Below are 19,262 nucleotides of genomic sequence, written 5' to 3'. Positions count from 1 at the left end.
ACCCACGCCACCTCCATCGCCCCCGCCCTCCCCGCGCTCTCGGCGGCCAAGACAAGCCAACTGATGGGCCAGGGCGCCCAGATCATCGACGTACGCCCCGTCCCGGACTTCGCCCACGGCCACATCCCCGGCGCGATCTCCATCCCGTTGCGCGACCAGTTCGCGACCTGGCTCGGCTGGCTGCTGCCCGACGACACCCCTCTGGTCTTCGTCACCGCACCCGGCCAGGACCTCGCCGAACTCACCTGGCAGGCCCTGAAGATCGGTTACGAGCGGCTGGCCGGACACGTCGAGTGGACCGTGTGGCAGGCGGACGGGGGACAGCAGCAGACCATCGACCTGCTCACCGCCGACCGCATCGCCGACCGCCCGGTCCTGGACATCCGGCAGCGGGCCGAGCACGCGGGCGGCCACATCCCCGGCGCCGTCGGCATCGAACTCGGCCAACTGGCCGCCCGCAGCGACGAGGCGCCCTCCGGAGCCGTGGTCGCCTGCGGGCACGGTGAGCGCGCCATGACCGCCGCGAGCCTCCTCGCGCGCGCTGGCCACGACGACCTCGCCGTCCTCGACGGCGGACCGGCCGACTGGGCCAGGGCCACCGGCCGCCCCCTGGAGGAAGGCGCGTGACCGCCACTGCAACCCCCAGCGGCATACGGCTCGGACTGCGCGCCAACCTCGCCCAGTTCACCCTGCTCGTCGCGGTCAACGCCCTGGTCGGCGGCATGCTCGGCCAGGAACGCACCGTCCTGCCGCTGCTCGCCGACGACGTCTTCCACCTGTCCGCCTACACGGCCTCCCTCACCTACATCCTGGCGTTCGGCACCACCAAGGCGATCACCAACTTCTTCGCCGGCACCCTCTCCGACCGGCACGGCCGCAAGCCGGTCCTGATCGCGGGCTGGCTGATCGCCCTGCCCGTGCCCGCCATGCTGGCCTGGGGCCCGAGCTGGGCCTGGATCATCGCCGCGAACATCCTGCTCGGCATGAACCAGGGCCTGACCTGGTCCACCACCGTCATCATGAAGATCGACCTGGTGGGCGCGGAACGCCGCGGCCTGGCCATGGGCTTCAACGAGGCCGCCGGATACATCGCCGTCGCCGCCACCGCCATGGCCACCGGCGCCATCGCCGAGCACGCCGGGCTACGGCCCGAGCCGTTCCTCCTCGGCGCCACCTACCTAGTCCTGGCCCTGGCCCTGTCCACCCTCTTCGTCCACGAGACCCGCGACCACGCCCGCGCCGAGGCCGCGCTCCACCCCGTCCAGACAGCCACGGAGCTGACCACGGCCCAGATCGCCCGCCGCACCAGCCTCACCGACAAGGCCCTGTCCGCCGCCAGCCAGGCCGGCCTGGTCAACAACCTCAACGACGCCCTCGCCTGGGGCATTTTCCCGCTGCTCTTCGCCGCCCACGGGCTGTCTATCGCCCAGATAGGCGTCCTCGCCGCGCTCTACCCCGCCGTATGGGGTGCGGGCCAGATGCTCACCGGCTGGTGGTCCGATCACATCGGCCGCAAGCACCTCATCACCGCGGGCATGCTCCTCCAGGCGGCTGCCATTGCCCTCGTCGCCGCCGGAACCACCTTCCCCGTCTGGGCAACCGCCCAGATCCTGCTCGGCATCGGCACCGCCCTGGTCTACCCGACCCTGCTCGCCGTCATCGGCGACGTCGCCCACCCCGCCTGGCGCGCCCGCGCCGTCGGCGTCTACCGGCTGTGGCGCGACGGCGGCTTCGCCGTCGGCGCGCTGGTCGCCGGCGTCCTCGCCGACGCCTACAGCCTCACCACCGCAATCTGGACCGTCGCCGCCCTCACCGCCGCCTCCGGCCTCGTCGTCGCGGTCCGCATGTACGAAACCCACCCGCGACCCACTCCGACGGACACCTGAGACCAGAGATGTGCCTGTTTTCCCTGGTCGGGCACCATGGAGCCGACCGCCTCAGAAGCGGAACCCGAACAGCCCCCCGTCCTCATACTCGTCGTCCAAACGAACCGAAAGCATGATTCCCGATGCGTCGAACCCTCGGCGCTGAGCCTTCTGCAGGTCGTCGGAGTTGAGCGTGGCGATGTACTGCATGCCTTCCCGCTCCATGACCTCTGCCGCCAGATCCAGGGCGTCGCGGAGCTGTCGGTCATCGACACCATCGAAGAGATGGCTGTCGTGAACGAGGAAGTCGGGGCCCCGACTGTGCCTATGGGCGACGACCGCCATCGTGAGGTCGAAGCAGAAGATCACCATGTTGCCGATACCGCGGCTGTCATCGCTGTCGACGTGCGGGACGATACGCAGGCTGCTGGGGCCGGCGTCGAACTCCAGATATGCCTGGCGTCCTGAGCCGTACAGCCGTTGCGCGAACTCGGAGAAGAGGACCGTGGCCTCGCTGGTCTGCGTGGCTCGTTCGTCCAGGTCATCTTTGAGGGCACGTTGAAGGTCGAGGCGCTTGGCCTTGATCTCCAAGGCGCTGGCTTCCAGCGTCTGTGCCGCTTCGTAGCGGTGGCGCAGTGCCTCCACTGAAGCCTGCTTCTGGGCGAGGGCCTGCTGGAGAGCGGTGAGGGCCTCCAGGGCACCGCCTTCGTTGAGGGTGCGCAAGACCTGCTGTAGTTCGGCGCCCAGTCTTTCGCGCTGTGTGGCGCGGTCAGCGAGGTGGCTTTCGAGGGAATCGACCTCTTCGGCGAGGTATCGCTGCCGGTTGCGGATGATCGACCTGTGGAAGTCCTTCACGTCATCGAAACGTCGTTTGACTTGGTCACCGAGCAGGATGCCCAGCTCCCGGTAGACGGGTTCCAGGTACCTCACATCTCCGTCGGTGGTATCTCGTACCGCGGCCCGCAGGTCCGAGAGGTTCCGCTGATCGATTGAATCCTGGGAGTTGAGGGATCGAATCTCGCGGTCGATCTCGTCAGCACGGCGCTTCAGCTCTTCGTACTGCGGCACGACGCGGAATGCCTTGATCTGCTCCTCAAGCCGCCGTACCTCCTCCTCGGCAATGGTGATCTGGCCTCTGAGCTCCGCTGTGCTGCCTACGATGCGTCCCCACACCGGGTCGTTGACAGCCTGGCGCAGTTGGCGGCGGGTCGCCTCGCGGGCAGAGATCTCGCGATACCCACCAGCGAGCTTCCAGTCCAGACCGAGGAGATACGCAAGGTTGGTGGCCGCGTCGGCTTCCGACTGCTGGCTGTACGTGCGGGTCGAAGTGTTGAAGGCGTGACTGGCAATCCGGCGGATCAAGAAGGACAGCATCGTCCTGCCACTCAATCCGGGGTGTTCTCCACGTAGTCCGAAGAGTTCCGCCTCGATCAGCTTCGTCCACCGCGCCGCTGGGATGTCTACGGGACCAGCGATGTCGATGTCGAAGAGCGATTCATGCCCGGGCCCGTCGGTGTCGACGTCCTGGCTCAGCCGCACAACCTCTGGACGAGCCCCACTTCGGGTAGCGGTGAGCAGCCCACCGTCGGCACTCGGCCAGTCCAGTTCGAGGCTGAAGGCAATTTCCCGAAGGGCTTTGCGCGCGGGCAGGCTCCTCTTGTCGGCACGGGCGCCGAGGAGGAAGTGGAGGAGTTCCACCATGCTGGACTTGCCGGTGCCGTTGCGGCTGTCCTTGTCTCCAGAAACGTCTGTGGTGTCGGCCACGAGCAGGTTGAGGCCGGCAGAGAAGTCGATGCGGCGGAATCGCGGATCGTCGGCGCTCAGGCGGCGCAGCATCAGGGCCTCCTGGGCATCAGCAGTTCGTCACGGATCTCAACCGCTCCGAGGGCGTGCAGGACATCTAGTGCGAGCACGAACCAGCCGAAGGAGACAGGCGAACCGTGGCCGAGCTCGGTGCGCCGGGCTTTGAGTCGGGCCCATGCTTGGCTGACGGTGAGGGGGCTGTCGAGTTCCTGCAGGATTTGGGCGCCGACGGCGAGCAGGGCCCGGTCAGGGGCAATGCCCTTGGTGGGGGTCAGCATGTCAGCTGCTCCCCGATCCGTTGGGCGACCAGCCTTCTGGCGCGTTCTCGAAGATGTGGCAATGCTCGAAGAAGTGAGCGAGGACGACCCAGCCAGCGCTTAACTCTCGAGAGCTCTGGAGGCGGTTGCCGTGGATGTAGTGCTGGAGGTCCAGCAGGACCAAGTCGGGGTCCGTGCTGCGCTCGCGCGCGACCAGATACTCCTGGGTGAACGCGGCGGCCACTTCGTCGTGCTCGAACGGGTCGTACACGCCGGCGTAGTACTGGTCTACGAGGTGGGTGTACCGCATCCCGTTCACCAGATCCTCGCGTACTTCTCCAACGATCCGGTTGAAGTCGAGCTTTCTGTCGCTGACCTCCGCGAGGCTCATCAGCGGATCAGCGGTCAGACGCTGTTCCTTCAGCCGACCGAGCAAAGGGGCAAGGTCGCCCATGCCCACCCCGTATATCTGTTCCTCGATGGGTATCTCGCAGCCAAGAATGTACTCGACTGTCTCGCACGGCAGGGGCAGCAGCTCAGTCCATAAGCGCCTGCGGCCCATCTGCTCGAAGCGGAGCGGGGCGTGTGCGGTGCGCGCTTCGGCCAACATGGTGGCGACCTCGGGGTGTATCCCGCGGAGGTCGTTGTGGACGAAGACAAAGGTGCTGAATTGGCCCGGACGCTGCCGCCGGGAGGAATCCAGGTCGTCGTGGAACTTCTTGCGGACCTTGGCGATGTCAAAGGTGGCGGGCGCATAGCAGGCATACAGCTTCTCGGCATGTAGGCTCAGGCCATCGGAGCCCTGGTCGCCCAAGTTGCCGTGGGTACGCACGTCGAGAAAGTCCGGGTACCGGGCACACATAACGTCATGGAAGAAGCCTTCGAACGCTTCCCCGTGTAACTCGGCCAACTTCTCCATGAACTTGACATACGCGTACATACGCTGCGCGCCGTTCACGGTTCTCCTCCCCCTTGAACCGCAGGCCACCCTCCCGATAGCCCGTGATCACAGTAGCCGCGAAAAGCGGGGTGCTGAATACCCCGTGTGCCCACCTGTTCCCAGACTGTCATTGCCCAATGACGGCACTGTGTACTCGATCGCGCCAATGACGATGGGGCTTCGCTAGAAGCTGGCTGAGGAGACTTGCGGCTCGGCGCTGGGCGGTGAAGGCGGCGAGGCGGTCTACAGCCTGCCGATCGCTGCTGGTCAGCCCCTCTTGGATGGGGCAGGAGTCCCGTTCCATCGGGCCGCTCAGTCGTGGCTGCGGCCCTCTCTCAGGGCAACTAATGGTTCAGGGTGGGCGGAACGACTGGCGTGATTCGACTGCCTGCCGACTGGCTCGCCGCCTCCAGCAGGTCCTCCCAGTCTGTGTCCGAGAGCCACGCCTTGCCCATGAGGTGGGCCGTCCACAGGACGAGGTCTGCCCAGCTCCGACAGCGGTGGACGTCGATCGCATATGCGTTGGCGTCAGGAGCAGGGTCACAGGCCACGTGGTGGACTTGCCAGCGAGCAGACTTCGGGTACGTCATGAGGCTTTCCGCGGAGTAGCCGTGGATTCCGGGCGCCAGCTGTTCAGTTGCGAGCTGTTCCCAAGCACGTCTGTTGACCGTTGCCTGGTCGACTTCCGTCATATCGACCCAGAGACTGCCCTCGCCATCAGCGACGGGCTTCTTGCATGTGTCGCAGATGGCGAGAAGCTCGTGCGTCAAGGCGTTCCCTCCAGCGGCTGTGCAGCTACTTCGAGGCGTCTTCGATGGCCTCGAAGATGTCGGCGTCGGTTTCCTTCTGCCAGTCGGGCAGGTCGGCCCAGTCGGCGACGTAGCCGGGCTTGGGGTCCTCGAAGTGCCGGAACATCTGGGCGGTCCAGCAGGTGGCGACGAAGCGGCTCTTCTGCTCGCGGGTGAGGCGGGAGGCGTGGTGGTCGCTGAGGTCGAGGAACTGTCGCACCTGGTCGTGGACGGCGCCGGCGGCCTGACGCTCCCACTCCGGGGTGTCTTCCCAGGGGGTCACGTAGCCGGGTTTGGGTTCGCCGGGGAAGTGCTTGCGCACTCCGGTGATCCAAGCCTCGCGGAACAGTCGTGAGCCCTCGGACTGCGACATGCCTTCCCCTCTCGTCACGTCGTGCACAGTGCGTCGATCTCGGCGCCCAGTTCGACCACGCGAGCGTCGCGGGCGAGGGGGCCGAGGTCCGTCTGCAGCCTCTGGAGTCTACGGGCGACATAACCAGAGGAGGTTTCCCGGGCGAGGTGCAGTGCCTCGCGGCCGTAGGCGAGGACCTGGTCCGGGTCGTGGCGCTTGGCGCCGATGGAGGCGAGGTCGGTCAGGACGGCGCCTCGGCGTCGAAAGGACTGGCCGGAGGCGAGGACGTCCTGGCCGAGGGCGGCGGTGAGGGCCTTCTCGGCGAGGTCGAGGCGGCCGAGCTGGAGGTAGCGTGCGCCGCGTTCCTCGGCGAGGCGGGAGCCGTCGAAGCGCAGCCAGCCGCCGTTGTGGGCCGGGGCGTTCAGGTCCGTCACCTTCTCCGCCGTGTCGAGGGCTCGTTCGCAGGCGGAGAGGTTACCGAGGCCGGCGTATGCCTCTGCCTGGACGGAAGCGACCCAGTAGCGGGTGGCCAGGGAGCCGTCCCCGTGCCGGGCCACCCGCTCCGCGGCTGAGAGTGTGCTGGCGGCGTCGGCGTAGCGGCGCTCGTACAGGTCGACGTAGGCGTGGCGGACCAGAGCGCAGGCCCACAGGTCGTACGACTTGGCTTCCTTGCTGGCCGAAGCGGCCAGCGTGTAGGAGGCGGCGGCGTCGGTGTAGCGGTTGCCGTCGAAGGCCAGCTCGCCGGCGAGCTGGAAGAGGTCGCCGGCCGCGCCGCACAAGGCTCGTGTCTCGGTCTCCTGCTGTCCGCTGAGGGTGTTGTTGAGCGTGGTGAGCTGGTCGTGGACGATCGGGTACACAGAGCTTTTGGCGCGGGCGAGTTGGTAGACGTGCCACAGGTGGCTGTTCATGCGCAGGAAGTCGTCGGATGCTCCGCGAAGCGTGCCCTCCGTGAGGGCTTCGCTGTCGTCGGCGGGCAGGGCCACCAGGGCGCTGGTGACGGCTATTGCACGCAGAAACTGGCGTCGTATCATGTCGTCGAGGTCCCCTGGGCGGTGGTCGCGAGGCGGCGACCCTGCCGACTCCGAGCGGGCTGCTTGTGGCGGTCCCACCAGGACGTCGAGTTCATCAAGGTCGAGGTTCAGTAATTCAGCCAGTCGCGGCCGGAGTTGTGGCTGTGGAGTGGTCTTGCCGGTGTCCCAGCGCCCGACCGTGCGTCGATCCACGCCGAGGGCGTGCGCGAGCCCTTCCTGACTGTAGCCCTGCGCCCTGCGTCGCTCCGCCAACCCCATACCGCCCCCTTTCCACGCTACGACCCGTGTCTATCCCGGCGGTGCCCGTCTGTCCCAGAAGTGTCCCAGGAGTGGCCCGCGGACGCCGTGGTCTGTGCCAACGCGAGCCGGTTTTCTGGACGTTGACAGCAACGGCAACGGTGGACATCGGAGAAGGGGTGTGGTCATGGGCAGCCAGAGCGCCACGACGCCGACCGACTCGGCGCAGTTTCCGATCCTCCTGGACGGGGTCGACGAGTCCGTGGAGACGGCGCTCGCCGTGGGGCTGGTGATGCCCGAGCGTTCGGTGATCGACGCGACGACCCGGGACCTGATCGGTCACCTGAGGGTGCTGATGGGCGAAGACCTCGGCTTCGAGGAGGACCCCGCCGTGCAGGCGCTGTTCCAGGAGGGCTACCGGGTCCTTGACCTGACCCGCCGGCCGACGGCGGAGTCCACCCACTTCGGCGCCTACCAGTACATGCGCGAACTCGGTCTGCTCACCCGGCGCTTCGCCGATGTCTACCGCGAGACACAAGAGAAGAAGGACGAGGCCGATGGCTAGCCAAGCCCCCACCGATCTGCCCGCGCGCCAGCCCGGAACAACCCTGCCCGATCAGAAGCGAGCACGGCGCCTGTTCGTTAGCCCGCCCGGCCTTGCGCCCATCGTCCGACAGCCTGAAGCGAAGCCGGGCGAGCAGTGAAGAACCAGATCACCGCCCAGGTCATGTACGTCGCCTCGGTGCTCACGCTCGGCGGCACCATCGGGCTGGCGGTGCTGCGGGGATGGTGAACCGCTGGCAGAACAAGCGTGGTGAGCCCTACGGCTGGCGGCAATGGCTGCTGTCGGCCTTGATCATCGCCTCCACGACGCCGGTCGCCTGGGCCTTCTGGTATTTCGCCTCCGACTGACCTCTCCCAGCCCGCTCGACGGGCACCTACCGACTCCCGCTCTGGCCGTGCGAGCCCCCAGGAAGACCCAGTTCCGCGCACTGGGACGGGCTCACAACTCCCCTTCGGCCGGAGCGGGCTTCCCGCCACGGGACCAGTCTGCTGGTGCCGTGGCAGTCGCACCACCGACGAGCCCCCGTCCCGGCCGCCAGGTTGTCGGCGGCCGGGACGGGTCCAAGGGCTCCGCACTCCGCGGGGCTCGTCCACCCACTCCTCAGGAGGAGAAGCCATGGACATCGACGAACTGTTCACCGGCGACCTGGTCACCGGCGTCCCCAGCATGGACGCGGCGCTGCGCGACAAGATGCCGGGCGGCGGCGACAACAACGGCGACCACTGCAGCTGATCCACCGTGAGCGCGGCGGAGCAGGACCAAGTACCCGGCTCCGCCGCCCCATGAGAGAAGGGAGGTGCGGTGTGCTCTCGTTTCGCCTGCGGCTGTCGGACACCCACAGCTCTGGCTGGCGGTGGGACACGGATCGTTGGGTGTTGGGCGAGAGCTGGATCAGGCCCGCCCACGCGACCGTACTGAACGCAGAACTTGAGCTGGGGCACGGCTCCAGCGCATGCGTACTGGTGCGGGAGGACAAGGACGGGGAATCGGACCACACCTCACTGCTCGTCCGCACGGGACAGATCCAGGTCTCGTCCGGCGTGTTCGGGACCGCCCCGCTGTATCTCGTATCGGTCGCAGAAGACCTCTACGGCTCCTGGGACTTGACCGACCTCCGGCCCCACCTGCGACCCGACCGGCTCACTCCGCGGGCCGTGGCACGCACCCTGAGCAGACGACACCGCTACAGCGCCGACACCCTCTTCGAAGGGGTGCACCGGCTCACGGAACGGGCGACGGCCACCTTCACGACCACCGGCCTCACGATCCACTACCCCGAACCCGCCCAGCACGTGCTGGAACCCCGAACGCTGCGCGCCGGAGTCGACCCTGTGGGCACCTTCGATGCGCTGCTCACCGAGGTCGTGGCGGAGTGGCGCCCGGCGGCGAGTTGCATTGGGGTCGAAGTGTCCGGCGGGGCGGACTCAAGCAACGTGGCGCTCTCCACCGCCGCAGCCGACTTCGGCTCCGTCCACACCTTCGGGTTGCTCATGGGAGGGCGGATCGGCCGTCTTCAGCAGGCGCGGCGCCGCGAGCTGGTGGAGCGCTTGGGGCTGCGGGACACTTCTGTGCCTGCCATGCAGCACCCGCCGTTCGTGCCGGGCGGAGTCCGGGAGTGCAGGGTGCCGCATGACCCGGCCGGTGCCTTCTACCAGGAGGCATTCGACGTCGTACGACAGCAAGTGGCCGCCCGCGACTGCGAAGTGATCTTCACGGGCGGCGGTGGGGACGAGATCAACGCCCATCACTCGCGTACGCACGCCGTGCTCCCCGCGGCTGCCCCGGTGCCGTGGCTGGGGGAGAAGGCCATCGAGGCGCTGGACCAGGTCGACGAGAACCTCGCCCCTATCTCCGTGCTCCCGGTACCCACGCTCATGGCCTTCGGCCTGCACAACCCGGCCTACCTGAAACTCGGCATCTGGCCGGTCGCTCCCCTCGTCCACCCCCGGATGGTCCGCTTCATGGAACAGCTGCCGCACGAGCTCAAGCAGGGCAAAGCGATGTTCCGTAACCGCCTACGACGCGCGGGACTGCCCGAGTCCGTCGCAGCCCCGACCGAGCCGGAGAACTTCCTCGCGGTCATGGAGTCGGGCCTGCGAAGCTATGGTCTTCCGCTCCTGGACGGCATGCTCCGCGAGTCACTGCTGGTCGACCTCGGCTACGTTGATCCCGTCGCCCTGGCGCGAGCCCGGGAGCACGCCGAGCATGCCCCCGTGGTGCCCGACCTGCTGTGCGACACGCTCGCCCTGGAAGTCGGACTCCGGAGCCTTGCATGAACAGCCTGGACATCGCGGAGGCAGAACGCCTCGAAGCGTCCAACCTCTTCTACCGGGAACCCGCGCTGTACGACAGCGTGCAGGCCGACAGCGACAGCGCGAGCGTCTGCCGGGCGCTCATCGACCAGCATTTCCCCGCGGCCCGCACGCTGCTGGACTTCGGCTGCGGTACCGGCAGGGACCTGGAGCTGCTGGCCCAGCGCTTCGACTGCGTCGGCGTGGATCTCCAGCCCCGCCTGGCCGACTACGTGCGCCGCACCCACCCCGAACTGGACGTCAGAGTCGGCGACATGCGCACCGTCCGCCTCGGCCACACCGCCGACGTCCTCACGTGCCTGGGCAACTCGCTGTCCTACGCGCACGGCAACCGGGAGGTTCAAGCAGCGTTCGAAACCTTCGCCGCGCACGCCCACCGAGACACCCTGCTCGTCCTGTGCTCCCCGGTAGCCCCGATCGAGTCGCCGAGCCCTCAACAGGCCCGCGTCGAGACACGCCTCGGGACGGCCACCGTGACCATCGCCTACGAGTGGGACCTGCGGACGCAGATCAACACCATGCGCCGCCACTGGGCCTTCGACTCCGGTGAGGAAGCCAACGACACCATCCGCCGACGCATCGTCGGGCCACGGGAACTGGAGCTGTACGCCACGCACGCCGGGTTCGACGTCCTCGCGATCACCGACGAATCCGGAGGAGACGCGCTGATCGGTCCAGGTGCCTACACGGTGGCCCGCTACGAGAATTGAACCGACCGTCGGCACTACACGGCGCCTGCAGGACCACATTCGGAACATCCCGCTCCGCTGTGGCGACCTGTCCCGGTGGCACGCCGGCCAAGGGGAGGCCGTTTTCCCGGTCCGGGCCCGGGGCTGGGGTTCAGCCTGAGGGGAGCGGGCGAAAGGCGGGCTGTGGCGTTTCCTTGGAGGAGCGCGACTGCCGCCGGACGTGGCTTGTGGGGCCTAGGCCGTCCAGGACTTGACTCAGCTCCCTGAGGTCCCGCCCGTCGGGTGTGGCGTCCAGGACTGTGATCGTGGCGGCGTCGATGTCGTCCGGGCGCAGGAGGTCCAGTGTCGTCACGGCGCGGACCGGTAGGGGGATGCGGGTCACCTGGGTGATCGCCGCTCGGGTTACGGGGGTGGTGTCGCGGCCGACGACCAGGAGCCTGTCGGACTGGGCGAGTGCTGCTCCGACCGTCGTGTGCAGGTCGTCCATGGTGTAGCACCACTCATGTGGGTGCTGGCCTCGCAGGTGCTGATGGCGACGGCGCAGCACGTTGAGGATGTCCGCCACCTCGGAAACGACGGCACCGGGAGCGACGACGAACGCGAGGCGGTCGGGGTCGGTGACGGCGAGGGCCTCGGCCTGTTGCGGAGTGCTGACGGTTCTGGGGTTTCCGTGAACGAGCCGGCCCGCCCAGGCGCCGGATCCAGCGGCGGGCGTGCCTACGACGACCACGTCGTCCCCCCGCTCCAGGAACCGGTGCAGTTCGCGTTCCGCGTTCTCGACAGAGGGGCACCTGACGCTGACGGGGCAGCCGCAGATGCGCCACCGGCTGCCGGGGTCTCGGAGAGTCTGTGCCGGTACCGAGGCGCTCGCCGGACTCGGGGCGACGTCGTCTGGCGCGGTTACGTAGAGCACGCGCCGGGTGCGCAGGACCGCTCGCCAGGACTCGATCTGACGGCGGGCGAAGGAAACTGCGGTGGTGTCGTCGCTGTGGGTCGCGAGGGCGAGGCCGCGGTGTCCGCCTTCGGGGCGTTCGTAGGAGACGGTGAAGACGGTGGTCGGCGCCGTCGTGAGGCCGTCGCGGAGGTCTTCGTTCGGTAAGGAGCGGGGGTCGGCGGTGAGGCCGGACTGCCGGGCGTGTGCGGTGAGCAGGCGATGGGCCGGGCAGTCGACCAGGCCGCGCGAGGGGTGCCGCCAGGACGTGGCGACGGTCAGGCTGCCGGGGGCGACGTGGAGGGTGGTGGAGTGGAGTACTTCCGTGAGGACGCTTCGGTTCATCTTCCTGGTGGGGTTGCAGGATCGCTGGAACGGCAACGACATCCAACACGTCCGCGCGGCTCTACCCCTCCTCGTGCCCGCGGTTGTCACTCCGATGGACCCCCGCCTGGGCTCCGTGGGCGCGTCTGGCGTGCTCGTGCGAGGAGCGTGGCGGCAGCGGGGTTCGTGGCGTTCGGGCGGAGGGCTGCGGTCAGGGTGCGCAGGCGGTCGTCGGCGCGGGCGCTGCGGATGGCCGGGAGGATGTCGAGGAAGTCGTGCCAGGTGTGGCATGCCTGTTCCAGGTGGCCGGATGCCAGCTGGGTCTCGGCCAGTTCGGCGAGTCCGAGGGCCCGGGAGCGGCGTTCGTCGGCGGGCCGGTGGCGCAGTGAGAGGGCGAGGGCCCGGGCGGCCGTACGGTGCTCTCCCCGGCTCTTGGCCACGGCCGCCTGCTGGAGCGCGAGTGAGCCGGCGTGGAAGGCGCCGACGGCGGAGGCGCCGTCGGCCGACTTCTCCAGGCACCGCTCGGCCGCCAGGAGGTGGCGGGTGTGGCGGTGGTCGCCGAGGCCGGCCTGAGTGACGGCCAACTGGCCTAGGAGGAAGGCTTGTTGATGGGGCGGCGCGTGACGCGCTCCGGTCCGTACGGCGTGTTCGGCGAGCTGATCCGCCTGCGTGAGGTGGCCCAGTTCGTGGGCCTGCACGCTCAGTCCGCGCAGGGCGAGCGCCTGACCGATGGTGTCGCCGGCCTCGCGGGCGAGTTCGAGGCTCGTGAGGTAGAGACGCTGCGCCGCGGCGTGGCGGTTCATGTCGAAATGGGCGAATGCGCAGAGGTAGGTGAGCTGTGCGGCGACCGTGAACAGGTCGCGCCGGACGGCGGGTTTCATGTCGTTTCTGAGCCAGGGAAGCAGGGTGGTGGACAGGTACTGGCGCAGCGGTTCGCGCACCGATCCGGCTCCGAAGACGATGTCACTGCGGGAGAACACGGTGAGCAGCTCCCGGGCGGAGGCGACATGTGCCGCACCGACGGACGCCGGTGGAGCGGACGCGGCAGCCCTGCTTTCTCCGGCACCCGTCGGACCGGACGGAATTGCCAGTGCCGCCAGCGAGTAGGCGCCGACGAGGGCGAGACTGCGGCGGTCGGTGTCACGCAGGATCCGGTCGAGGCGTTCCACGGCGCTCCCTTCACCGGGCGGCGCCCCGGCGCCGTGTCCCGGCTGCCTGGTGTCGAGCAGTCCAGTGTCCTGTAATCGGACCGGTCTGCCGAGACGTCGGGAGAGGGCTTCCGCGACGAGGTCGGGCACGGGTGGACGGGGGCGGCTGCCGGCCAGCCAGTGGGCGACCGTGGTGCGGTCGTAGTGCAGCGGGGTGCCGCGCTCGGCGCCGAGTGCGTTGACCCGGCGGGCGAGTTGGGCCCCGCTCCACCCGGCCTCGGCCAGAAGCAGGCGCAGGGCCTGGTTCGGCGTACGGGGCGATCGCACACCCCTCTCCTTGTCCCGCTCATCCGTTCGCAAGTACTGGTGTTCAACGTCCGCATGTGTTCAACACGCTTGCCTCCCGCATAGGCGGTGGAAGCGCTTTCGCTCAGGCAGGCTCAGGGTGCGGCCCTGCTCGGTGCGGCACACAGTGCGCACCGCGGGCGCATCCGGATCGGCCGTACGCCCCTTGTGCACCACTGAGCTGTCCGAACGGAAGGACGAGATGCGCACCAGACCCTCGCCTACACCGCAGCCGTGGCCTTCCTGGCGGCGGACGGTCCATCTGTTCCCGGGGCAGGGAGACTTCTCCGTCGGATCCCTGATCCGTGCCGCCCAGGCCGGCGGCATGCTCGCGGCCGTCCGTGAGGTCTTCGAGCAGATCGACGAGGTGGCGGTCGAGCGCGGCTTGCGGCCCCTGAGCCCCTGGCTGCTGGGGCAGCGGCCACCCAGCGGGCGGGAGTTGGCGCAGGCGGCCACGGGCACTGCTCAACTGGCCCTGTTCGGGGCTTCGGTGGCGGTACACCAGGCTCTGTGCGCGTCCTACGGGGTGCCGTCGGCGGTCGTCGGGGTGAGTTTCGGGGAGATCGCCGCGCTGACCGCCGCCAAGGTTCTCACCGTCGGCGATGGCGCACGGGTGGCCCATGACCTCGCCGTCGTGCTGGCTTCCTGTCCCGGCGGGCTGTCCCTGCTTGGCTGCTCGGAGCAGTCGGCCCGCCGGCTACTGGAGGGGGCCGGGGCGCCGGACGCGGTGGTGGCGGTGGTCAACGACGACCGCTCCGTGGTGGTCGCGGGCCCCGTGCAGGCGCTGGCCCGGATCGAGAAGGTGGCCGGTGATGTGGGGGTGAGTGCCGTGCGGCTGCGTCTGCCGTTCTCCTCCCACCATCTGGCGCTGGCCGACCAGGCCGAGGTGTTCGCCACGTCGGTCCGCGCCTATCCCCTGGCCGAAGCGCGTGTGCCCGTCTACTCGGCGGTGGCCGGACGCCGCTATCGCCCCGACGACGACCTGCCCCGGCGCCTGGCCGACTGTCTGGTACGGCCGGCCGTGGTGCCCACTGTGCTGCGCCAGGCGGCCCTGCACCGGCCGGACGTCTTCTTCGAAGCGGGTACGGGCCACGCCCTGACCGTAAGCGCCCGCAGAGTCCTTGCCGCGAGCCCTGTCGCACCCCCCGTCCACGCCCCTCTGGCCGAACCCGACTTCCCCTGGTGAAACCGCCTTCCGGTCCTGGAGGACCAGCGATGCCCCTTGCTCCTCTGCCGATGGTCACCCGCGACGAGATACAGCGACTCGTCCACGGCCCCTGCGACCCCGTCTTCCTCTCCGAACTGCGCCAGGCCCTCACCACCGACGTCCCGGACGACAGCGGAGGCAGACAACTGCTGCACCGCCTGGGCCTGTTGGGCGACACCTTGCCGCACGACCTCTTCGAGGACCCGGCACGGCTGGCCGCCGTCCACGCCTGGGCGGCGGTCGCCGACCCCTCCCTTTGCCTGGCGGCGCTCGTCCACCACCTGCTCTGCCTGGGATCCATCGTCCAGCTCGGCGACGGATCCGACGAGGTGATGTCCCGCGTCAAGGCCCTGCGGTCGGGCCGGGCCAAGGGCGTCTACCTGATCACGGAGGCCGGCGGGGCCAACAGCCACCTCGCGACCCGCACCCGGGCCGAACTCGACCCGGAGACCGGCGAGTTCCTCCTGCACACCCCGGATGTGCGGGCCGCCAAGTTCGGCAGCGCCGGCACCCTGGACGTACCGCAGACGGCGGTGGTGCTCGCACGGCTGGTCACCGAGGGCACCGACCGCGGGGTCTTCGCGTTCGTGGCCGACCTCACCGACGACGCAGGGCTGCTGCCGGGCGTCGAGGTCTCCGCGCCCATCGGCCTGGGCGCACTGCCCCTGGACTACGTACAGGTGCGCTTTCACCAGGTCCGGCTGCCGCACGCGCACTGGTTGGCCGACGGCGCCTCCATCGCGCCCGACGGGGCCTTCCACGACCAGGCCGGGTCGGCGGAGCGGCGCCTGCAGCGCACCCTGCGCGTGGGCCAGGGGTTGTGGGCGAGCATGCCCGCGGTCGCGGCCGCCACCAGCCGCCGGTCCGCCGTCCAGGCCGTCGCCTACGCACAGGGCCGCAGCACCCAGGGGAGACTGGCCCCTGGCGTGCCGCTGCTGACGTACCGGACCCAGCAGCGCGCCGTGCTGGGCGCCCTGGCCGACGCGTTCGCCCTGACCTGCGCCGCTCACGGCGCCCGCGCCCTGTGGGAGGAATCCCGCGCGGCCCCCACGGACCACAGCGGTGCGGAGATGGGCTTCAGCCCGTGGACGGCCGTGCACCAGCCGCTGGCCGCGTACAAGGCCGCGGCGGTACGGCTGGCCGCCCGCGTCAGTGCCGAATGCCAGCGCCGCTGCGGCTTCTCCGGACACCTGGACGCCAACCGGCTGGCCGCCTACCACGGCTTCCACCACGCCTTCGACGCGGCCGGCGGGGACAGCCAGCTCATCTTCTACGACATCGGACGCGCCCTCGCCGAGGCCGGAGCGGCCGGGCAGACAGCAGAGCTCCCGCCGCCGACCGGCACACCGCCCACGTCCGCGCACTGGTGGCCGGCGGTCGTACGACGCCACCAGCACGACCTGACCCGGCACCTTGCCGAGCGGTCGCACGCCACGGACCCCGGCACCCCCTTCGAGCGGTGGAACCCCCTGCTGGAGGATGCCGGTCTCCTGGGCGAGATCTACGCCAACTCCCTCGTCGCCGAGGATGTCACCCGCACCCTCGCCGGGATCCGGGACCACGAACTGGCCGACGCGCTGCGGGCGTTGGCGGCTCTGCACGGCGTCACGGCGGCCCGCCGCTGGTCGGGCTCCCTGCTCGCCCTCGAAACGCTGCGCCCGGCGGACATCCAGGCGCTGTCCGATGCCGCCGACGAACTGTGCGACGAGATCCTTCCCCATCTGCCGCTGCTGACCGAGGCGTTCGCCCACCCCGACGACCTCGCGCCGACGACCTGCGACCCCGCGCTTGCAGCCGAGGGCGCCTGGACCCGAGGAGGCATGGCATGACGGGCGAGCGCCCTATCGGGATCCTCGGCATGGGCACCCACCTGCCGCCCACCGTGCGCACCAACGACGAAGTGGCGCGCGGCGCCGGCGTGACAGCCGAATGGATCAGCGAACGCACCGGAGTCCTCAAACGCCACGTGGCCGGACCCGAGGAGGCCGCCTCGGATCTGGCGGCGCATGCCGTCAGGGCGGCGGCCGACGCCGCGGGCATCGACGTGGCCGACATCGGGCTGCTGGTCTGCGGCACCTCCACGCCCGATGAACTGGGGCCCTCGACTGCCTGCCGGATCCAGACGGCGGTGGGCGCCGCCAACGCGGTTGCCCTCGACGTCGCCGCCGCCTGTTCCGGCTGGCTGTTCGCGGCCAAGGTGGCGCACGACTGGCTGCGCGGCAGCAACGAGATCCGGTACGCCGCGGTGGTGGGCGTCGAGGTGTACTCGAAGTTCCTCGACCCGGCCGACCGCGCAACCGCGGTCCTGTTCGCCGACGGGGCCGCCGCCGCCATCCTGGGACCGGTACCGGACGGCCAGGGCTTCACACAGTTCAGCCTCGGCTCCGACGGCACTCTCGCCGACCGCGTCCTGATCCCGGCCGGCGGCAGCCGCCGCCCAGCCAGCACGGCCACTCTCACCGACAACGGCCACCGCATCCACATGGACGGCCGCGCCATCGGCCGGTTCATCACCGACACCTTCCCCCGCCTCATCACCGACGCCCTCGTCCGCGGCGGGCTGGGCATCGAGGACGTCGGCTGCGTCGTCGCCCACCAGCCCAACCCCGTGCTGCTCCGGCGCATCGGCGCCGACCTCGGCATCCCCGCCGACCGCCTGGTGGTCGTCGGCGACGAGGTCGGCAACATCGGCGCCGCCAGCGCACCCTATGCCCTCGCCCGCGCCGCCACCGGAGACCGGCTGCGCCCCGGCGACCGCGTGCTGCTGGCCGTCTTCGGCGCCGGTATGACCTGGGGCAGCGCCCTCCTCACCTGGAGCGGAGCGCCCGCCCTCACCTCGGCACAACCCGCTGCACGTCCCGCGTCTGAAGGAGTGCTCCGATGAACGCCCTGGACCTGTTCCGCCTGGACGGTGCCCGCGCGCTGGTGACCGGCGCATCCCGTGGCATCGGCAAAGCCGTCGCCGAGGCCCTGGCCGACGCGGGCTGCGACCTGGCCGTCACCGCCCGCACCCTGCCCGCGCTCGACCACACCCGCAAGGCCGTGGAGGAACGCGGCCGCAAGGCGGTCGCCCTAGACGGGGACCTCGCGCTGCCGGGCGCGGCGGCCGACCTGGTCGACCGGGCAGCCGCCGCGCTCGGCGGCCTCGACGTCATCGTCCACAACGCGGGCACCCTGCCCACAACCGAGGACGGCAGCCCTCAGCTGGCGCCACTCCAGCACGCCCACCAGCAGGACTGGGACGCCGTCGTCACCGTCAACCTCAACGCCACCGCCGCCCTGTGCCGGGCCGCCCACCCGCACCTGGCCGACTCCGGCCGCGCCAGCCTGATCCTGATGTCGTCCGTCGCCGGACTCGTCGGCACCCCCATGATGGAGGCGTACGCCGCCACCAAGGCCGCGCAACTCTCCCTCACCCGCAGCCTCGCGGTGGGCTGGGCCCGCCAGGGCATCCGCGTCAACGCCCTGTGCCCCGGCTGGACCCGCACCGACATGACCGCGTTCGCCAGCGGGACGGGCCCGCTGTCAGACTGGCTCACCAGCCATGTCCCGATGGGCCGCTGGGCAGACGCGGACGAGGTCGTCGGCGCCGCGCTCTTCCTCGCCTCTCCGGCCGCGTCGTTCGTCACCGGACACGCGCTGGTCGTCGACGGCGGACTCGCCGTACCGGACGGCGGCCTGGCCGGCCACCCCAAGCCCGCCTCCCCCTTTGCCACCACATGAACAGCCCTGTGTCCACCGGCAATTCCACCGCGGTGATCGCGGGAATCGGCGCCTGCCTGCCGCCACACGTCGTCGACAACGACACGATCGTCGTACGCGGCGCCCTGCGCACCGACGACACCTGGATCCGTGACCGAACCGGCATCGCCCGCCGCCGCCACGCCGAGCCCGGCACCAGCACCGGCGACCTCGCCGTCGGCGCCGGACGGGCCGCACTCGCCTCCGCCGGGGATCTACGCCCCGACATGCTGCTGCTCGCCACCACCACGCCCGACCACCCCTGCCCCGCCACCGCTCCCTCCGTGGCCCACCGGCTGGGCCTAGGCACCATCCCCGCCTTCGACCTCGCGGCCGTCTGCTCCGGTTTCCTGTACGCGCTGGCCACGGCGACCGCGCTCATCCGCAGCAGCGCCTGCACCACCGCCCTGGTCATCGGAGCCGACACCTACACCACCATCGTCGACCCCACCGACCGCGAGACCGCACCGATCTTCGGCGACGGCGCCGGGTTCGGCGGGGGGGCGGGGGGGCAGCAGGAGGGCTCCGGCGCCGGCGCGGGAGGGCGGTGGGGGCTCGCGGTCGGTGGGGTCGACGATGGGGGTGTAGGGGTCGGCTCCGAGGGCCAGAGCGGTGGTGCAGGCGGGGCGGCGGACGGGCGCGGGCGCCGTGGCCGGCGCGCAAGGGAGACCGGCGCAGACGCGCGGGAGGCTGGCGGCGGGGCAGGTGCATAGGCCACACACGTGTG

Annotated in this window: 18 protein-coding genes and 1 pseudogene; 11 read left to right on the top strand and 8 right to left on the bottom strand. The window is 70.0% G+C overall.

The features are described from left to right. On the top strand, positions 1-627 hold a 627-nt coding region (locus tag HLK59_RS37685; protein ID WP_171146136.1), incomplete at its 5' end, for a rhodanese-like domain-containing protein. Then, positions 624-1,886, top strand: a complete 1,263-nt coding sequence (locus tag HLK59_RS37680) for an MFS transporter (RefSeq protein WP_171146135.1) — start codon at positions 624-626, stop codon at positions 1,884-1,886. The genes HLK59_RS37685 and HLK59_RS37680, both read left to right, overlap by 4 nt. Before the next feature lie 51 nt (positions 1,887-1,937). Here the strand turns inward: HLK59_RS37680 and HLK59_RS37675 are convergent, their stop codons facing one another. The 6 genes from HLK59_RS37675 to HLK59_RS37650 form a co-directional block, all read right to left on the bottom strand. Continuing rightward, on the bottom strand, positions 1,938-3,701 hold the full coding sequence (locus HLK59_RS37675; RefSeq protein WP_171146134.1) for an ABC-three component system protein: 1,764 nt from the start codon (positions 3,699-3,701) through the stop codon (positions 1,938-1,940). Further along, on the bottom strand, positions 3,701-3,946 hold the full coding sequence (locus HLK59_RS37670) for an ABC-three component system middle component 6 (RefSeq protein ID WP_171146133.1): 246 nt from the start codon (positions 3,944-3,946) through the stop codon (positions 3,701-3,703). Before HLK59_RS37670 ends, HLK59_RS37675 begins: the two co-directional genes overlap by 1 nt. 1 nt (position 3,947) lies before the next feature. Then, positions 3,948-4,883, bottom strand: coding sequence for an ABC-three component system protein (locus tag HLK59_RS37665; protein ID WP_206328065.1), 936 nt, complete (start codon positions 4,881-4,883; stop codon positions 3,948-3,950). A gap of 326 nt (positions 4,884-5,209) precedes the next feature. After that, the gene (locus HLK59_RS37660) at positions 5,210-5,635 is read right to left on the bottom strand and encodes a hypothetical protein (RefSeq protein ID WP_171146132.1); all 426 of its coding nucleotides are present in this window, start codon (positions 5,633-5,635) and stop codon (positions 5,210-5,212) included. A gap of 25 nt (positions 5,636-5,660) precedes the next feature. Further along, a complete protein-coding gene (locus HLK59_RS37655; RefSeq protein ID WP_171146131.1) occupies positions 5,661-6,026 on the bottom strand; it encodes a hypothetical protein in 366 nt (121 codons plus the stop codon). A gap of 14 nt (positions 6,027-6,040) precedes the next feature. Then, the gene (locus HLK59_RS37650) at positions 6,041-7,294 is read right to left on the bottom strand and encodes a helix-turn-helix transcriptional regulator (RefSeq protein WP_171146130.1); all 1,254 of its coding nucleotides are present in this window, start codon (positions 7,292-7,294) and stop codon (positions 6,041-6,043) included. A 166-nt stretch (positions 7,295-7,460) separates the two neighbouring features. On the opposite strand from HLK59_RS37650, the gene HLK59_RS37645 reads away from it, so the two are divergent. The 4 genes from HLK59_RS37645 (at position 7,461) to HLK59_RS37635 (ending at position 10,860) form a co-directional block, all read left to right on the top strand. Continuing rightward, positions 7,461-7,838: a hypothetical protein gene (locus HLK59_RS37645; protein WP_171146129.1), complete on the top strand. Its 378-nt coding sequence runs from the start codon at positions 7,461-7,463 to the stop codon at positions 7,836-7,838. Positions 7,839-8,059: 221 nt separating this feature from the next. Continuing rightward, on the top strand, positions 8,060-8,185 hold the full coding sequence (locus HLK59_RS52140) for a hypothetical protein (protein ID WP_277349565.1): 126 nt from the start codon (positions 8,060-8,062) through the stop codon (positions 8,183-8,185). Between the two features lie 456 nt (positions 8,186-8,641). Further along, a complete protein-coding gene (locus tag HLK59_RS37640) occupies positions 8,642-10,114 on the top strand; it encodes an asparagine synthase (RefSeq protein WP_171146128.1) in 1,473 nt (490 codons plus the stop codon). After that, positions 10,111-10,860: a class I SAM-dependent methyltransferase gene (locus HLK59_RS37635; protein ID WP_171146127.1), complete on the top strand. Its 750-nt coding sequence runs from the start codon at positions 10,111-10,113 to the stop codon at positions 10,858-10,860. Before HLK59_RS37640 ends, HLK59_RS37635 begins: the two co-directional genes overlap by 4 nt. A 130-nt stretch (positions 10,861-10,990) precedes the next feature. Here HLK59_RS37635 and HLK59_RS37630 read toward each other — a convergent pair whose 3' ends face one another. Continuing rightward, positions 10,991-12,115 (bottom strand): 4-hydroxy-3-methylbut-2-enyl diphosphate reductase, encoded by a 1,125-nt coding sequence (locus tag HLK59_RS37630; protein ID WP_171146126.1) that lies wholly within the window; start codon positions 12,113-12,115, stop codon positions 10,991-10,993. A gap of 86 nt (positions 12,116-12,201) precedes the next feature. Then, on the bottom strand, positions 12,202-13,569 hold the full coding sequence (locus HLK59_RS37625) for a hypothetical protein (protein WP_171146125.1): 1,368 nt from the start codon (positions 13,567-13,569) through the stop codon (positions 12,202-12,204). A 220-nt stretch (positions 13,570-13,789) separates the two neighbouring features. Here HLK59_RS37625 and HLK59_RS37620 point away from each other — a divergent pair, with 220 nt between their 5' ends. From HLK59_RS37620 to HLK59_RS37600, 5 genes and pseudogenes are all read left to right on the top strand, one after another. Then, positions 13,790-14,773, top strand: coding sequence for an acyltransferase domain-containing protein (locus tag HLK59_RS37620; protein WP_171146124.1), 984 nt, complete (start codon positions 13,790-13,792; stop codon positions 14,771-14,773). A 29-nt stretch (positions 14,774-14,802) separates the two neighbouring features. Further along, positions 14,803-16,623, top strand: coding sequence for an acyl-CoA dehydrogenase (locus tag HLK59_RS37615; RefSeq protein WP_171146123.1), 1,821 nt, complete (start codon positions 14,803-14,805; stop codon positions 16,621-16,623). Then, on the top strand, positions 16,620-17,678 hold the full coding sequence (locus tag HLK59_RS37610; RefSeq protein ID WP_171146122.1) for a ketoacyl-ACP synthase III: 1,059 nt from the start codon (positions 16,620-16,622) through the stop codon (positions 17,676-17,678). The genes HLK59_RS37615 and HLK59_RS37610 overlap by 4 nt, the downstream gene beginning before the upstream one ends. Then, the gene (locus HLK59_RS37605; RefSeq protein WP_171146121.1) at positions 17,675-18,517 is read left to right on the top strand and encodes an SDR family oxidoreductase; all 843 of its coding nucleotides are present in this window, start codon (positions 17,675-17,677) and stop codon (positions 18,515-18,517) included. The genes HLK59_RS37610 and HLK59_RS37605 overlap by 4 nt, the downstream gene beginning before the upstream one ends. Continuing rightward, positions 18,514-19,026: pseudogene (locus HLK59_RS37600) on the top strand (3-oxoacyl-ACP synthase); the annotation flags it as partial. The gene HLK59_RS37605 and the pseudogene HLK59_RS37600, both read left to right, overlap by 4 nt. Positions 19,027-19,262: the final 236 nt, after the last annotated feature.

The sequence above is a fragment of the Streptomyces sp. S3(2020) genome (assembly GCF_013044505.1).
Lineage (GTDB): Bacteria > Actinomycetota > Actinomycetes > Streptomycetales > Streptomycetaceae > Streptomyces.
This window is presented reverse-complemented; position numbering and strand designations above follow the sequence as displayed.

Bases quoted from the DNA above. Each gene is read 5' to 3' on its own strand.
- HLK59_RS37620 (WP_171146124.1), top strand. From the start codon at position 13,790: ATGCGCACCAGACCCTCGCCTACACCGCAGCCGTGGCCTTCCTGGCGG.
- HLK59_RS37630 (WP_171146126.1), bottom strand. From the start codon at position 12,115: ATGAACCGAAGCGTCCTCACGGAAGTACTCCACTCCACCACCCTCCAC.
- HLK59_RS37645 (WP_171146129.1), top strand. From the start codon at position 7,461: ATGGGCAGCCAGAGCGCCACGACGCCGACCGACTCGGCGCAGTTTCCG.
- HLK59_RS37615 (WP_171146123.1), top strand. From the start codon at position 14,803: ATGCCCCTTGCTCCTCTGCCGATGGTCACCCGCGACGAGATACAGCGA.
- HLK59_RS37675 (WP_171146134.1), bottom strand. From the start codon at position 3,701: ATGCTGCGCCGCCTGAGCGCCGACGATCCGCGATTCCGCCGCATCGAC.
- HLK59_RS37670 (WP_171146133.1), bottom strand. From the start codon at position 3,946: ATGCTGACCCCCACCAAGGGCATTGCCCCTGACCGGGCCCTGCTCGCC.
- HLK59_RS52140 (WP_277349565.1), top strand. From the start codon at position 8,060: ATGGTGAACCGCTGGCAGAACAAGCGTGGTGAGCCCTACGGCTGGCGG.
- HLK59_RS37655 (WP_171146131.1), bottom strand. From the start codon at position 6,026: ATGTCGCAGTCCGAGGGCTCACGACTGTTCCGCGAGGCTTGGATCACC.
- HLK59_RS37635 (WP_171146127.1), top strand. From the start codon at position 10,111: ATGAACAGCCTGGACATCGCGGAGGCAGAACGCCTCGAAGCGTCCAAC.
- HLK59_RS37610 (WP_171146122.1), top strand. From the start codon at position 16,620: ATGACGGGCGAGCGCCCTATCGGGATCCTCGGCATGGGCACCCACCTG.
- HLK59_RS37650 (WP_171146130.1), bottom strand. From the start codon at position 7,294: ATGGGGTTGGCGGAGCGACGCAGGGCGCAGGGCTACAGTCAGGAAGGG.
- HLK59_RS37605 (WP_171146121.1), top strand. From the start codon at position 17,675: ATGAACGCCCTGGACCTGTTCCGCCTGGACGGTGCCCGCGCGCTGGTG.